At 45.9% G+C, this 15,458-nt stretch carries 17 protein-coding genes; 3 read left to right on the top strand and 14 right to left on the bottom strand.

All coding sequences use genetic code 11. The annotated features are described in order from the left end of the window. Positions 1-7: 7 nt before the first annotated feature. Positions 8-769 carry a flagellar motor protein PomA gene (gene pomA, locus ACHFJ9_RS11465; protein ID WP_005381564.1) on the bottom strand — a complete coding sequence of 254 codons (762 nt, stop codon included), beginning with the start codon at positions 767-769 and terminating at the stop codon, positions 8-10. Between the two features lie 263 nt (positions 770-1,032). On the opposite strand from pomA, the gene xseB reads away from it, so the two are divergent. The 3 genes from xseB to dxs are packed head-to-tail and all read left to right on the top strand — an operon-like array spanning position 1,033 to position 4,067. Next, positions 1,033-1,275, top strand: coding sequence for an exodeoxyribonuclease VII small subunit (gene xseB, locus ACHFJ9_RS11460; protein WP_005381566.1), 243 nt, complete (start codon positions 1,033-1,035; stop codon positions 1,273-1,275). Between the two features lie 21 nt (positions 1,276-1,296). Further along, positions 1,297-2,181: a (2E,6E)-farnesyl diphosphate synthase gene (gene ispA, locus ACHFJ9_RS11455; protein WP_005391389.1), complete on the top strand. Its 885-nt coding sequence runs from the start codon at positions 1,297-1,299 to the stop codon at positions 2,179-2,181. Positions 2,182-2,201: 20 nt separating this feature from the next. Continuing rightward, complete coding sequence (dxs, locus tag ACHFJ9_RS11450; RefSeq protein WP_048626092.1) at positions 2,202-4,067, top strand: 1-deoxy-D-xylulose-5-phosphate synthase; 1,866 nt, start codon at positions 2,202-2,204, stop codon at positions 4,065-4,067. Between the two features lie 46 nt (positions 4,068-4,113). Here the strand turns inward: dxs and pgpA are convergent, their stop codons facing one another. The 13 genes from pgpA to tet(34) form a co-directional block, all read right to left on the bottom strand. After that, a complete protein-coding gene (gene pgpA, locus ACHFJ9_RS11445) occupies positions 4,114-4,620 on the bottom strand; it encodes a phosphatidylglycerophosphatase A (protein WP_005391392.1) in 507 nt (168 codons plus the stop codon). Between the two features lie 91 nt (positions 4,621-4,711). Continuing rightward, entirely contained in the window at positions 4,712-5,677 is a 966-nt protein-coding gene (gene thiL, locus ACHFJ9_RS11440) for a thiamine-phosphate kinase (RefSeq protein WP_104971352.1), read from the bottom strand. 78 nt (positions 5,678-5,755) lie between these two features. Continuing rightward, positions 5,756-6,223 carry a transcription antitermination factor NusB gene (gene nusB, locus ACHFJ9_RS11435; protein WP_005381571.1) on the bottom strand — a complete coding sequence of 156 codons (468 nt, stop codon included), beginning with the start codon at positions 6,221-6,223 and terminating at the stop codon, positions 5,756-5,758. After that, the gene (gene ribE / locus ACHFJ9_RS11430; RefSeq protein ID WP_005381572.1) at positions 6,223-6,693 is read right to left on the bottom strand and encodes a 6,7-dimethyl-8-ribityllumazine synthase; all 471 of its coding nucleotides are present in this window, start codon (positions 6,691-6,693) and stop codon (positions 6,223-6,225) included. The genes nusB and ribE overlap by 1 nt, the downstream gene beginning before the upstream one ends. Before the next feature lie 169 nt (positions 6,694-6,862). After that, positions 6,863-7,972: a bifunctional 3,4-dihydroxy-2-butanone-4-phosphate synthase/GTP cyclohydrolase II gene (gene ribBA / locus ACHFJ9_RS11425; RefSeq protein ID WP_005381573.1), complete on the bottom strand. Its 1,110-nt coding sequence runs from the start codon at positions 7,970-7,972 to the stop codon at positions 6,863-6,865. Positions 7,973-8,145: 173 nt separating this feature from the next. Further along, on the bottom strand, positions 8,146-8,799 hold the full coding sequence (locus ACHFJ9_RS11420; RefSeq protein ID WP_053811835.1) for a riboflavin synthase: 654 nt from the start codon (positions 8,797-8,799) through the stop codon (positions 8,146-8,148). Between the two features lie 8 nt (positions 8,800-8,807). Then, complete coding sequence (gene ribD, locus ACHFJ9_RS11415) at positions 8,808-9,935, bottom strand: bifunctional diaminohydroxyphosphoribosylaminopyrimidine deaminase/5-amino-6-(5-phosphoribosylamino)uracil reductase RibD (RefSeq protein ID WP_104969127.1); 1,128 nt, start codon at positions 9,933-9,935, stop codon at positions 8,808-8,810. A gap of 7 nt (positions 9,936-9,942) precedes the next feature. Continuing rightward, positions 9,943-10,392, bottom strand: a complete 450-nt coding sequence (gene nrdR / locus ACHFJ9_RS11410) for a transcriptional regulator NrdR (RefSeq protein ID WP_005381578.1) — start codon at positions 10,390-10,392, stop codon at positions 9,943-9,945. A gap of 206 nt (positions 10,393-10,598) precedes the next feature. Next, complete coding sequence (locus ACHFJ9_RS11405) at positions 10,599-11,849, bottom strand: glutamate-5-semialdehyde dehydrogenase (RefSeq protein WP_104969126.1); 1,251 nt, start codon at positions 11,847-11,849, stop codon at positions 10,599-10,601. A 17-nt stretch (positions 11,850-11,866) separates the two neighbouring features. Further along, positions 11,867-13,006 (bottom strand): glutamate 5-kinase, encoded by a 1,140-nt coding sequence (gene proB / locus ACHFJ9_RS11400; RefSeq protein ID WP_005391413.1) that lies wholly within the window; start codon positions 13,004-13,006, stop codon positions 11,867-11,869. Positions 13,007-13,127: 121 nt separating this feature from the next. Beyond that, the gene (crl, locus tag ACHFJ9_RS11395) at positions 13,128-13,517 is read right to left on the bottom strand and encodes a sigma factor-binding protein Crl (RefSeq protein ID WP_005391414.1); all 390 of its coding nucleotides are present in this window, start codon (positions 13,515-13,517) and stop codon (positions 13,128-13,130) included. 115 nt (positions 13,518-13,632) lie between these two features. Next, positions 13,633-14,880, bottom strand: coding sequence for an esterase FrsA (gene frsA, locus ACHFJ9_RS11390; protein ID WP_005391416.1), 1,248 nt, complete (start codon positions 14,878-14,880; stop codon positions 13,633-13,635). A gap of 91 nt (positions 14,881-14,971) precedes the next feature. Then, positions 14,972-15,436, bottom strand: a complete 465-nt coding sequence (gene tet(34) / locus ACHFJ9_RS11385; RefSeq protein WP_005391418.1) for an oxytetracycline resistance phosphoribosyltransferase domain-containing protein Tet(34) — start codon at positions 15,434-15,436, stop codon at positions 14,972-14,974. Between the last annotated feature and the right edge of the window lie 22 nt (positions 15,437-15,458).

Below are 15,458 nucleotides of genomic sequence, written 5' to 3'. Positions count from 1 at the left end.
CTCCAAGTTACTCGTCAATCTCAAGGGCACGTTTACCTTCGTTGAGGTAGTTCTTCAAGTAACTATCAATAACTCGCGGATTTTGACCATCTTGAATCGCTAATACGCCATCCATGATCAAACGGCGGTTTAGCGTTTCTTGGTCACGGCGCAGAGAAAGCTTATCCGCGATAGGGAAAAACACCATGTTGGACAGGATCGCGCCATACAATGTGGTTAAGAGCGCAACCGCCATTGCTGGTCCAATCGCTTTTGGATCATCCATATTTGAAAGCATCGCGACTAAGCCAACCAAGGTACCAATCATCCCCATTGCAGGGGCAACGTCACCAAAGGCGCGAAATACGCCAGTGCCTTGAGTATGTCGTTCATCCGTAAGCGCGATGTCTTTTTTTAAGGCAGCTCTTACCACGTCGGCATCATGGCCATCAACAAGCAAATCAATACCTTTTTGCATAAAAGTGTTATTAATTTCCATCTCTTCAAGAGCAAGAAAACCACCTTTACGTGCCGCATCGGCCATTTCCACAATTTTTGCGATCAAGTCTTCCGGTTCATCCGCTTTAAACATGAAGGCTTTGCCTGCGATCTTTGTTGCACCAAAGAACTGTCCCATTGTGAACTTCATCAGTACTACAAATATTGAGCCACCAACGACAATAAGGATCGACGTGACATCGACAAACATGCCGATGCTGCCACCAAGCACCATCGCCATAATGACGAATGCAAAACCACCAATCAAACCTAATAGGGTTGCTAAATCCACAAAGCACTCCTCACGCTATACTCAAATACTGCCATTGGGCGGATTATTACCTGTATCGACAACTCGCGCAGAATTTTTAGAAAAATCTTAGCTAATGGATCACAAATTAGACTTAACAACCTTAACCAAAATATGGGGTTTCAGCGCTTAGGCTCGTTTAACGCTAATTTTGTGACAATTATATAAGGTTAAATTTGACCAAGTTACTAGGCTAAGGTAACTTTCGTGCATCTTCTCCAAGGCTTGATTAAGGCAGAAAAAAGATGGCGGTCAAGAAACCAGAAAACATGACCTTCGAAGCAACCATTGAAGAGCTTGATAGCTTGGTTGATCAATTAGAAAATGGCGATCTTGCCCTAGATGATGCTCTACGTAAGTTTGAACGAGGCATTGCCTTAGCTCGTGCTGGCCAAACTAAACTTAGCGACGCCGAACAGCGCGTAAGTATTCTTCTTAGCGAAGATGATGAAGCACCACTGAGTGACTTCAAACCAGATTCAGAATAACCATCAGTAGTGAGCAATGTGATGCAACAGACATTGACGTCTTTTCAACAAAGAAACAATCAGCAATTGAACTTGTGGCTCGATCAGCTTCCATATCAAGAGCAGCCATTGATTCAAGCAATGAAATACGGCCTTTTGCTAGGTGGAAAACGCGTTCGCCCTTTTCTTGTTTACATCACAGGTCAAATGCTCGGCTGTAAACCTGAAGACTTAGACACTCCTGCCGCTGCTATCGAATGTATACATGCCTACTCACTCATTCATGATGATCTGCCAGCCATGGACGATGATGAACTGCGTCGAGGTCAACCAACTTGTCATATTAAGTTTGATGAAGCAACCGCAATACTGACAGGTGATGCACTACAAACTCTCGCCTTCACCATTATTGCCGATGGTCAATTAAACCCGGCAGCCGAGACTCAACGCATCAACATGATCAAAGCGTTGGCGCATTCTTCTGGCGCCAACGGCATGTGTGTTGGACAAGCTTTAGATTTAGGCGCAGAAAATCGCCAAGTTTCTCTTGAAGAAATGGAAGAGATACACCGTAAAAAAACCGGAGCTCTGATTGATTGTGCGGTAAAATTAGGTGCATTAGCTGCTGGTGAGAAAGGTATCGAGGTTCTACCTCACTTGGAGCGCTACTCAAAAGCAATTGGTTTGGCGTTTCAGGTTCAAGACGATATTCTTGATATCATCAGTGACACAGAAACACTGGGTAAGCCTCAAGGTTCCGACCAAGGTCTGAATAAGAGCACTTATCCTTCCCTGCTGGGTTTAGAGGGAGCCATAGAGAAAGCTCACACTCTGTTACAGGAAGCACTTCAAGCATTGGAAGCTATCCCATACAATACTCAGTTACTCGAAGAGTTCGCCCGATATGTCATCGAGCGCAAAAATTAACACTATAAGCGCGCATTTATATGACTCTTGATATTTCAAAGTACCCAACACTGGCGTTAGCAAATACACCGGAAGAATTACGTCTCCTTCCGAAAGAAACATTACCAAATCTGTGTGATGAACTGCGAACGTATCTGCTAAATTCAGTGAGCCAATCTAGCGGACACTTAGCGTCTGGCTTAGGCACCGTGGAGCTAACTGTCGCTCTGCATTATGTTTACAACACCCCTATCGACAAATTGATCTGGGATGTTGGTCATCAGGCTTACCCGCATAAAATCCTCACCGGACGTCGCGATAAAATGCCAACAATTCGCCAAAAGGATGGTCTACACCCTTTCCCTTGGCGTGAAGAAAGTGAATATGACACCTTATCTGTCGGTCACTCTTCGACATCGATTAGTGCAGGTCTTGGCATGGCCATCAGCGCACAAAAAGAAGGCAAAGGTCGTAAAATTGTCAGTGTGATTGGCGATGGCGCAATTACAGCAGGCATGGCATTCGAAGCTATGAACCACGCTGGCGACGTTCATCCTGATATGTTGGTGATTTTGAACGACAACGAAATGTCGATTTCAGAAAACGTAGGCGCGCTGAATAACCACCTTGCTAAGGTACTTTCTGGCAGCTTGTACACTTCTATCCGTGAAGGCGGTAAGAAAGTGCTGTCTGGTGTTCCACCTATTAAAGAGTTGGTTCGCCGTACGGAAGAGCACCTCAAAGGCATGGTAGTGCCTGGTACTCTGTTCGAAGAGTTCGGCTTTAATTACATTGGTCCGATTGATGGGCACGACGTCAATGAACTCGTCAAAACGCTAAAAAACATGCGTGAGCTCAAAGGTCCTCAGTTCCTGCACATCATGACCAAGAAAGGCAAAGGTTATGAGCCTGCCGAGAAAGATCCTATCGGCTACCACGGTGTTCCTAAATTCGATCCAACGCATAACTGTCTACCGAAAAGCAGTGGCGGTAAGCCAACTTACTCAAAGATCTTTGGTGACTTTTTATGTGATATGGCGGCCCAAGATCCTAAGCTAATGGCAATTACGCCAGCAATGCGCGAAGGCTCTGGTATGGTACGTTTCTCAAAAGAATATCCAGACCAATACTTTGACGTGGCGATTGCTGAGCAACACGCTGTGACACTTGCAACAGGTATGGCAATTGCTGGCGATCATCCAATCGTAGCTATCTATTCGACTTTCTTGCAACGTGGTTATGACCAACTGATCCACGATATCGCGATCATGGATTTACCAGTAATGTTCGCTATCGACCGTGCAGGTCTCGTTGGTGCAGACGGCCAAACTCACCAAGGCGCATTCGATCTAAGCTTTATGCGCTGTATTCCGAACATGGTGATCATGGCGCCAAGTGACGAAAACGAATGTCGACAAATGCTTTACACTGGCCATAAACATACTGGCCCTAGTGCGGTTCGATACCCTCGCGGTAGCGGGATGGGCGTAGAAATCGAAACTGAGTTTACGGCTTTAGAAATCGGTAAAGGACGCATGGTTCGCCAAGGTGAAAAAGTTGCTATTCTGAACTTTGGTACTTTCTTGGGTAACGCGCTAGAAGCGGCAGAATACCTTAACGCCACTGTTGCTGATATGCGCTTTGTGAAGCCGCTCGATGAAGCATTAATTCGTCAATTAGCCGCAGATCATGATGTGCTCGTGACGTTAGAAGAAAATGTTATCGCAGGTGGTGCAGGTGCTGGTGTCGTTGAGTTCATGATGAAAGATAAAATCATTAAACCTGTGTTGAACCTAGGTTTACCAGATGAGTTTATTCATCAGGGAACACAAGATGAACTGCATGAAGAGCTTGGTCTCGATGCAAAAGGGATTGAACAATCCATCTTGGATTATTTAGCAAAATAGAATTTAAAAAGGGATGCTCATGGCATCCCTTTTTTATGTCCAACGTTTAATTCATCCAGCCTGCGTATTTTGCGACTAGAAACAGGGCAACACCTGCCATAACTCCCGCCACGATATCATCAACCATAATACCCAACCCACCGTGAACTCGCTTATCTAGCCACCCAATTGGCCACGGTTTTACCATGTCGAAAAAACGGAACAAGATGAAGCCAGTGAGCAGCCATTTCCACTCAGTGAGTGGAATATTTAACGCAGGGACGATGCCCATCGTAATCCAAAAACCCGCAAATTCATCCCATACGATTGAACCATGATCATGTACTTTCATGTCTGCTGACGTCACTTGGCAGATTTGAATACCGATCACACACGAAATCAGAACAACAATGACATACGCCGTAAATGGCAATTGCGCCAACAACAAAAAGAAGGGCACGGCCGCCAATGTGCCCATTGTTCCTGGGATAAACGGAGATAATCCGCTGCCAAAACCCGTCGCCAATAGATGCCACGGGTTCTTTAATGAAATCAGAGAAAGAGGGTTGGTCATATCCTTAAACCTATACTGCTAGTTTGGTTTCAATCGTCATGCCTGCGAGTTGCTCAATAGTAACAGGCTCTTGGCTAGAGCTTAGCTCAGATCATTTAAAGTGGTCGAAGCCACTTAAGTCCCAATCAAGTGGTTGATTGTTATCATGCAGCTCGAAGGTTCCATTTGGTCGGATTTGACCAATACATGTGACCTTACAGCCAGTATGAGATAAAGCGCTTTGTAACGAGCCTCGATTTTGCTCCGGCACGGTAAAACACAACTCGTATTCTTCGCCACTTGCTAAAGCATACTGCTGCGCGCTGATCTTATCATCTAAAAACTGGACTAATTCTGAAGAGATCGGTAGCTGAGAGACATCAATACTCACCCCAACCTGAGATCGCTGTAAAATGTGCTTAATATCAGAGATTAAACCATCTGAAATATCTATCGCCGACGAGGCTAAGCCAACAAGAGCTTGTCCAGCAAGCACACGCGGAGAACTAAGGTAATGAGCTCGCTCTAGTGCTTCCGCGCCGACTCTGCTGCGCAGAGAGTCATCTAGAATCACATCCAAGCCAGCTTTTGCATCGCCAAGGTTTCCCGTTACGTATACCCAATCCCCAGGCTTTGCGCCGGATCGCGTGAGCGCTTTGTCTTCAGGTACAAAACCTTGCACCGTTAGTGTCAGACACAATGGCCCTTTGGTGGTGTCACCGCCTATTAACTGGATACCATAGTAATCAGCCAGTTCGAAAAATGCATCACAGAAAGGTGCAAGCCATTCTTCATCTGGCTCGGGCATCGTTAATGCAAAGCTCACCCATGCAGGCGTTGCTCCCATCGCTGCCAAATCACTGATGTTAGAAGCTAATGCTTTGTGCGCCACCCACGCCGGATTTGCATCGGATAAGAAATGCGTTCCAGCCACCAATGTATCCGTGCTAATCGCAATCTGAACATTAGCTGGCGCTTTGACCAAAGCACAATCATCACCAGCGGCTAGATGGACATCTTTACGTTGGCTCTGACGACCGACGAAGTATTTGTCTATCAGATTAAATTCACCAGACATAATTCACTTACTTTTTGATGTAAAAGCTTTTGATACAAAAAAGGTCAGCATGTGCTGACCTTTTCATTGAAGAAATCTTTATTTCTTACGAATGTGAGGTGCTGCTTTATCAAGTACACCGTTCACAAACTTGTGGCTATCTTCTGCTGCGAAGACTTTTGCAAGTTCAATCGCTTCATTGATAACAACTTTGTAAGGAACATCTTCGCGACGAGTCATCTCGTACATAGCAAGGCGAAGAAGAGCAAGTTCCATCATATCTAAATCCTGCATAGGACGAGAGATGTATGGACGAATTTTGCTATCTAGCTCAGCGTGGCTAAGTACAACACCGCTTAGTAGTTCACGGAAGTAAGCTACGTCTGTTTCTGGAGCAGCAAGCGCTGGCTCAGATGCATGAAGTTCTTCTTCATCGTATTTGTCGCCAGACAAAAACTGTTCTTCAATCTTGGCAACATTCTCTTTAGTAATTTGCCATGAGTAGATCGCCTGTAGAGCGAATTGACGTGCGTTACGACGTGCGGCTGGTTTCACACTGGCCCCCATTAGGAATCAATTTCAGATAGTACATTAATCATTTCAAGTGCGCTTAGTGCAGCCTCTGCACCTTTATTACCAGCCTTGGTTCCTGCGCGTTCAATCGCTTGATCGATCGTATCAACAGTCAAAACACCAAATGCTACTGGAATGCTGAATTCCATAGACACTTGTGCTAGACCTTTGTTCATTTCACTACAAACATAGTCAAAGTGAGGCGTTCCACCGCGAATAACAGACCCTAGAGAAACAATAGCGTCGAATTTGCCAGTTTTAGCAACACGCTGAGCTACTAGAGGTAGTTCTACGGCACCTGGACAACGCACAACCGTGATGTTGTCTTCGCTTACTTGTCCGTGACGCTTTAGTGTATCGATCGCACCAGAAAGTAGGCTTTCGTTAATAAAACTGTTGAAACGAGAAATAACGATAGCAATTTTTGCATTTGGCGCTGGGAAGCCACCCTCGATCACTTTCATAAGCTTTCCTTTAACTCTATTTATAAGTGAAATATGTTCATCAAGTGAGAATCGCCGGATTCTAGCACAAATTTGTGAGCAATATCTAATGGAAATTGGAGGCAAATCACCGGTTCCTAGCCATTGACGAGTTGAGTGCGTAAAAGACTAGGAACTTATTGTTCGGTTGTTACTCGCAGACGTACTCAACCACGTTCAGACCAAAACCACCTAATGCGTGGTACTTTTTGTTGGTCGATGACAGAAGGCGCATATCATGTACACCGAGATCCGCAAGAATCTGTGACCCCACACCAACACGGCGAGACGTGCCCTGTTTCTTAGCAAGCGTTGGTGCTTCACCTTTGTCTTGCGCTTCAAACATCTTCACACGATGAATAAGTAGATCGGTCGATTCTTCATGGCCAAGAACAACCAGCACACCGCCTTCTTCACCAATGCGTTTCATTGCCTTATCTAGTGTCCAGCTGCGCTCTGCATTGCGATCGCTACGTAATAAATCAGTAAAGACATCTTGGAGGTGAACGCGAACCAATGGCGCTTTTTCTTTCAAATCGCCCTTGCACATTGCGTAATGCACTTGGTTATCAATGGTGTCCTTGTACGTGACTAACGTGAACTCGCCAAACTCTGTCGGTAACTTGCACTCTGCCACACGTTCAATCGTTGTCTCAGTGTTATTGCGGTACTCAATTAGGTCGGCAATAGTGCCCAATTTAATACCGTGCTTCTCTGCGAAGATCTCTAGATCAGGGCGACGAGCCATAGTGCCGTCGTCATTTAAGATCTCAACAATCACCGATGCAGGCTCTAAACCAGCAAGGCGAGCCAAATCACAGCCAGCTTCAGTGTGACCAGCGCGAGTCAGTACACCACCGTCTTGGGCTGCGAGCGGGAAGATATGACCAGGCTGCACCAAATCCGCAGCTTTGGCGTTTGGCGCGACTGCCGCTTGAACCGTACGTGCGCGATCCGCGGCTGAAATACCCGTCGTTACTCCTTCTGCCGCCTCAATAGAAACGGTAAAGTTGGTTGTGTATTGCGCATTATTGTCTTGCACCATTGGTGGCAGACCTAGGCTTTCGCAACGATCTTTGGTCATGGTTAAACAAATCAGGCCACGGCCATAGGTTGCCATAAAGTTGATGGCTTCCGGCGTAATATGCTCGGCAGCCATGATCAAGTCACCTTCATTCTCGCGGTCTTCATCATCCATTAGGATGACCATTTTGCCTGCGCGAATATCATCAATAATTTCTTGTGGCGTACTGATTGGCATAGTCTGTTATCCCGTTATTCTAAATTTGTTATTGCGACAGCAATGAAAAATCATGTTGCAGTGAATGCTAGTTAGGTCAATAGTTTGAGCTTTGCACCAAGCAAGTCAATGAATCTCGCGGTGTTCTGTGAGTCTGCTCTTTATCGCATGCCTCACGCAGCCACTCCCAAGACTTATGCAAAACCGTTTTGCTGTAAAAAGTCCATCGTGATACGAGACTCGGCCTTATCTTCTTGCTGTCCTTGCAGTAAACGCTCCATATAACGAGCAAGTACATCAACTTCTAAGTTTACTTTACGTCCCACTTGAAACTGGTCAATCGTAGTTTCTTCACTCGTATGAGGAACGATCGTCAGCTTAAAAGCATTTTTACGTAAGTCGTTGACAGTTAGGCTAATACCATCAACGGTAATCGAGCCTTTCTCTGCGACGTACTTGCTAATTTCCGCAGGCATTGCAACCCAAAACTCTATCGCGCGGCCAACTAAATTGCGTTCGACAATTTCACCAACCCCATCGACATGGCCAGAAACGATATGTCCCCCCAATCGCGTTGTTGGTAACATGGCTTTTTCTAGATTCACCTTATCGCCTACTTGGTATTCAGCAAACCCAGTTTTCTTCAAGGTTTCTAATGACAGATCAGCACTGTAATAATGGCTTCCGAAGTCAACTACCGTTAAGCAAACACCATTGGTCGCGATGCTATCGCCTAACTTAACGTCTGACATATCAAGAGTCCCCGTTTCAACTGTGACGGTGATGTCTTCGCCCTTCGGCGTAATCGCAGCTAACTTGCCAACTGCTTCTACTATTCCTGTAAACATACTATTTCTTATCTAAGTTCTTTACGTTTGATGGTGGCAGTGATGCGAATGTCTACCCCAACCATACGAACGTCTGTAATGTTTAAATCAGTGACGTCAGCCATAGCGCTTAACCCTAAAGCACCAATCAGCCCCCGACCATCGCTGCCCATGAGTTTTGGCGCAAGGTAAACAATGAGCTCATCTACAAGATTAGCCTTTATCATCGCGCTGGCTAGCGTTGCTCCAGCTTCAACCCATAAGTGATTGATGTGGTGCTCATCCGAGATACGTTTTAATGTTGTTGATAAGTCAATTTGGTCAGCGCTGTCCAATAGAGGGATACTGTCTCCATCTGGGCTAACAATAACTCGCTCTCCATCGGTGTGGAACAGCTTGAGCGCATCCGTTAAATGGTTCTGACGGTCTAAGATTACACGTACTGGTTGACGAAGTTCTTCTCGTAAATACTGCGCTTGAACACTGGTAGGTAAGTCATCCCAACGCACATTGAGTGACGCATTATCATCAATCACCGTTTTGCTGGTAGAGAGAATGCCACCACTCATCGCTCGATAACGCTGCACATCTTGGCGGGCCGCTGGGGAGGTGATCCATTGGCTCTGCCCATTGCTGAGTGCGCTTTGCCCATCCAAACTGGCTGCCATTTTTAATTGAACAAACGGCATGCCTGTACGCATGTACTTTATAAAACCAGGGTTAAGGGCAAGGGCATCTTGCTCTAACAAGCCGATTTGTACTTCAATTCCGGCATCACGCAACATCTGGATGCCCCGCCCCGCAACTTTAGGGTTTGGGTCTACCATTGCGCAAACCACACGAGCCACTTTGGCTTTGATTAGCCCTTCAGCACATGGCGGTGTACGGCCGTAATGAGAGCAAGGTTCGAGCGTCACATAAGCGGTTGCACCAACTGCTTTTTCACCCGCCATGCGCATCGCGTGCACTTCGGCATGCGGCTCACCAGCGCGGTGGTGATAGCCCTCACCAACAATTTCTTCATCACGAACGATGACGCACCCCACATTTGGATTTGGGGCGGTGGTATAAATGCCACGTCTCGCTAACTTAATAGCTCGTGACATCATGGCGAAATCTAAATCAGAAAACGCTCTTTCAGGAGTGTGTTGAGTCATGAGCTACTCAGTCTTCTAGGCGGGCAATCTCTTCGCCAAACTCGCGAATGTCTTCAAAGCTGCGGTAAACTGAGGCGAAACGGATATAAGCGACCTTGTCGAGCTCTTTGAGTTGGTCCATGACTAAATTACCAATCATTTCACTCGGAACCTCTCGTTCACCCGTCGCACGCAGTTGTGATTTGATCATGCTGATCGCTAGCTCTATAGAATCGGCACTCACTGGGCGTTTCTCTAATGCGCGCTGAATACCGCCAACCATTTTATCTTCATCAAATGGTTCACGGTTGCCATTCGATTTGATCACTTTAGGCATCACTAACTCTGCGCTTTCAAACGTAGTAAAACGCTCGCTACACGCCAAGCACTGACGGCGACGTCGAACTTGATGGCCATCTGCCACTAAGCGGGAATCAATAACTTTGGTATCGTTCTCGGAACAAAAAGGACAATGCATATCACCTCCATATCTATACCAAAATAACCTCATTAGCAATCACGGATAACCACGCGTTCATGGTTATACGGACTCTATTAAAGCTATTTGGGTATAACGCTTTCAAACCGAAATAAAAGCTCATGTAGTGTAGCGGAATTGGTATGTTAGACAAAACAAAAAGGGGCCCCAAGGCCCCTTTTTCACTCAAGATCTCGTTGAATGTGTTAACTGCGTGCTAAGTAATTCGCTTTACCAACCCACTTGTAGCTAGTTAGCTCTTCTAAGCCCATTGGACCACGGGCATGTAGCTTTTGCGTGGATACTGCGACTTCTGCGCCAAGGCCAAATTGCGCACCGTCTGTAAAGCGCGTTGAAGCATTCACATAAACCGCCGCCGAACCGGCAGAATTGATGAACAGTTCTGAGTTTTCCAAACTATTGGTCATGATCGCATCTGAGTGGCTCGCGTTATGAACACGCATATGATCAATTGCATCTTTCACATCAGACACGACTTTTACACCAAGGGTATAGCTCAACCATTCCGTATCAAAGTCACCTTCAACAGCATCGCGAACTTGTTTCGCTTGCTCCATGAGTTCTTTTGCTTTTGGCTCTGCCACGAACGTCACTTTTTCGTCCATACGCTCAACGATCATTGGCAGAAACTGTGCTGCAATTTTTTCATGCACGAGCAGCGTATCTAGTGAGTTACACGCAGATGGACGTTGAACTTTAGAGTTCTCAACCACATTCAGGGACTTCTCTAGATCAGCGGATTCGTCGACAAAGATATGGCTGATACCAAAGCCGCCAATAATCACCGGAATCGTGCTGTTTTCTTTACACATTTTGTGTAGGCCAGCACCACCGCGTGGAATGATCATGTCGACGTAATCGTCCAGTTTAAGCAGTTGAGAGACTAGCTCACGATCTGGCTTTTCAATGTACTGAACCGAAGCGGCAGGAAGGTTCGCCTTTGCTAGCGCAGACTGAATAACCTTTACCAATTCCATATTCGAGAAAAATGTCTCTTTGCCGCCACGCAAAATGCTTGCGTTGCCGGTTTTCAAGCACAGCGCCGCAATATCAATAGTCACGTTAGGACGCGCTTCATAAATTACGCCTACAACACCCAGTGGTACACGGCGACGAGACAGTGACATCCCATTTTCCAGTACCTTACTGTCGATTTCGCTGCCTACAGGATCGTTCAAGCTAATGACGTTGCGAACATCATTCGCAATAGCAGTCAATCGTTCTTCATTCAGCAAAAGGCGATCAAGCAGTGCATCGGTTAAACCCGCTTCACGGCCAAGTTCGATGTCTTTAGCGTTTGCCGCCAAAATAGCAACGGAGTTTGCTTCTAGCTCATCAGCAATGATCGCTAAAGCTTGGTTCTTTTGCGCAGTTGACGCTGTCGCTAATTCGAAAGCTGCATCTTTAGCAGCTTTACCCATATTCGTTAAATCCACTTTGCTTCCCTCTAATTCTATTCCTGAATGACGACCAAATCATCGCGATGAATCACCTCAGAGCCATAATCATGCCCCAAAATAGAGATGATATCTTTACTGTGCTTACCAGTAATTTTAGTTAGGTCATCACTTGAGTAGGCGCTGATGCCACGAGCCACCAACTTACCGTGAGAATTTGTTACACGCGCCACTTCGCCTCGTGCAAAGTCACCACTTACTTTGATTACTCCTTTAGCAAGTAGGCTACTGCCCTTACCGACCACAGCATTTACCGCACCGTCATCAATAATGATGTCGCCCGATGCCGCAGGTCCCGCCAGAATCCAGCGTTTACGGTTTTCTAAAGCTTCAGCGCAAGGTAGGAAGCGTGTGCCTTGTGGCTCTGCACTCAAAGAGTCAAAGATAACATTCGGTGCACTACCGGCAGCAATAATAACCTCGATACCAGCGCGGCGAGCGATGTCTGCGGCTTGCAGCTTCGTTGCCATACCGCCAGTACCCAATGTTGTACCACTTCCTCCTGCGATTTTACGCAGCGTATCGTCGATGGTTTTTACTTCCTTGATCAACTCTGCATTTGGGTCTTTACGAGGGTCAGCAGTAAACAGACCTTTTTGGTCAGTTAAAAGCAAGAGCTTATCTGCGCCACACAAAATGCCCACCAAAGCGGAAAGGTTGTCGTTATCGCCCACTTTAATCTCACTGGTCGCAACGGCATCATTTTCGTTTACGATAGGAATAATATCGTTCGCAACGAGCGCATTGATGGTGTCACGTGCGTTTAAGAATCGCTCGCGATCTTCTAAATCAGCACGAGTTAGTAGCATTTGGCCGATCTTGATACCGTAAATACCAAACAAAGACTCCCATGTTTGAATCAAGCGACTTTGCCCTACCGCCGCAAGTAATTGTTTACTCGCCATCTCGTTGGGCAATGCGGGGTAACCAAGATGCTCACGGCCTGCTGCAATAGCACCAGACGAAACCATTACCACTGAATGGCCTTGTTTTTTAAGCTCAGCACACTGGCGCGCTAACTCAACCATGTGAGCACGGTCGAGTGCCAGAGTGCCGCCTGTCAGCACACTTGTACCCAGTTTCACAACGACAGTTTGTGGTTGTGAAACAACTGCATTTTGTTGATTCGTTGTCATGATGTCTTCTGAAGTGAAAAACAAATAAAGAGAGGATGTTTTAACAATCAAAGAGGGAATTAACAAGAGAAAAGGTGCGTTTTCGCACCTTTTTGTTTGGTATTAAATGAAAACAACCAAATTAAGCGAAATCGAAAGACTCCGTGTGATATTCGACTTCCAATTTGAAGTGTTCTTCTAAAGTATCAACCAGCTTTTGATGGAATGTGCTCTGCGTCAGATACACTTCCTCTACCGCTTTTTTAGGCAGGGCTTCAGATACCCATTGCCCTTCTTTGTTGTACTTGCCGATATGATATTTGGCAGTAAAGCCTCCTTCGATGGATTCCAAATCCATCCACCAGCCCCAAAATTCACGCTTTTCAGGCGATTTTTTGTCGTCTACACAAACAGATAGACAATCAAAATAATAGCGCCCTTCTTGCGATTGTGGTTCGCGCAGGTAAGGCCCTATCGCCTTCAACTTTGACATCAAGCGAAAGTGAGTCGGGCCCTGAGTCGTCTCTGACATATGAATCTCCGTTTTCATAGTTAAAAGTAAACACCCAAGAATGATTATTATTTTTAATTATCATGAGCTTATTTTTTGCTCAGATATATCACTTTTAACTAATTTAGGAGAATTGTCACCCTAATAATTCATCTTCTAGCCACTTTATGGCTAAATCGAGGGATTGCTCATATCCTTTTGTAATCGTTTTGGAACTGATTTTTTTCGCTCTGCCATACTGGCTAAACAGCGCGACGAGTTGGTTATCACTGTGTGGAGACACCGGATCGCCTTCAAGGCTCAAAGCTAAAATAGGTACTTTAGTTTTTCTACTGCTCAAGAAGCCCTGAACCTTCAATGACCAGGCCATCATCTGGCCCGCCATGCTATTAATATCAACCGCGCTTTTCCCTAAGCGAGAAGCCAACAGATCCAGATACATCTTCGGCATTTTTTGCAGCTTCTCAGGGGAAGTAAAAATATCATGTACGGGTGCGCCGAGGGCTACACAAGCTTTGATCTTCTCTTGCTCAACAAAAGAGAGTCGGATCATGGCATTACCACCAAAACGAAATCCAACTAACCCCACTTTGTGATGATCCACCCAAGGCAATGAATACAGCTCATTTAGTACCGCTTGGTGCAGACAGCTTGAGTTCTCAGTCAAAGGCCAGTGAGAACTGTGCCCTACCGAAGGCATGTCGACCGTCAACATCGCAATATCTCGTGGTGCAAGATGATTGCGGAACAAACGCCACATGTCGGTTTGTAACGTATCGAGACCAGCGCTCACCATCACCACAGGCAGTTGTTTGTCGGTTCTTGGCAAATGAAGGTTCGCGATGATTTTGCGATTTTGGTAAGGCACTTCAATTTGCTTGATGGTGTACTTGGTCTTCTCTGCGCCGTCAGAGTACGCTTTGTTTGCCAGCACTTGAGCCTGCAAGGCCAAATTATCATTCTTCAGATGTGGGTAGCCTGCGATACTAAAACACAAAGAAGCGGTGAAGAGTTCATCGGCGGCCTCCTCACCTTGCATTTCATTTGAACGCTTCTGATGCTCCATGCCGAGCTTAATCCACTCAAATGTCCAGTTGCCATTGTGGTACCCCATTACGGTGTCTAACCAATCATCATTGGTTCGAGAGTGGGAAGAAGAAGCGATTTTAGAAAGCACACCTTCCATCTCTATCGGAGACAACCCTTGCCAAGCCCATTGCAAGCGGCGCAAATGACGATACCAAGCACGATCACCCTGCGCTTCTCGCTCATCAAGTATTTTTTGACTGGTCGGCATGTACTGGGTAAGCGCAGAGGTTTCTTTTGCTTGCTTATGTTTCACGAACAAAGTTTCGGAAAGATTTTTACTGACGTCTTCAGACATAGGAAGAACCTTAGGCTATTAGCATGAGTTGTTATGATAATAAAAAAAATGCCCCTATACAGGGGCATTTCTCAATATTCTTTAATAGCGTTTATTTTTGCTTGCGGTTTACAGGCTCAGCGTACTGGATTGACATATCCCAAGGTTGTTCAATCCAAGTGTCTTGCGCGATATCTACCACATAATCATCTAGCAACGCTTTGCCTGAAGGTTTTGCACACACAGCGATCATCTTCGCTTTTGGATACATCTCACGTAGTTTGCGCGCCGTATCACCACTGTCTACTAGGTCTTCAACGATTAGGTAACCTTCACCATCGCCTTCAGGTGCTTTTAGTACCGTCATATCGCGCTGATGATCATGGTCGTAGCTTGAAATACAGATTGTATCAACGTAACGAATACCCAGTTCACGAGCCAAGATAGCGCCAGGAACCAAACCACCGCGGCTTACCGCCCAAATCCCTTTCCATTGCTCAGCTGGCATTTGTTTTTCAGCCAGTTCACGGCAGTAAGTCTGCATTGCATCCCAAGTGATAATGAATTTTTTACTCATTGTAATAACCTAATAATTTGAA

Origin of the sequence: Vibrio sp. D3 (genome assembly GCF_043995865.1) — a bacterium.
Classification (GTDB): domain Bacteria; phylum Pseudomonadota; class Gammaproteobacteria; order Enterobacterales; family Vibrionaceae; genus Vibrio; species Vibrio diabolicus.
Note: the sequence above shows the minus strand (reverse complement) of the source record. Positions and strands in the feature narration are given on the sequence as shown.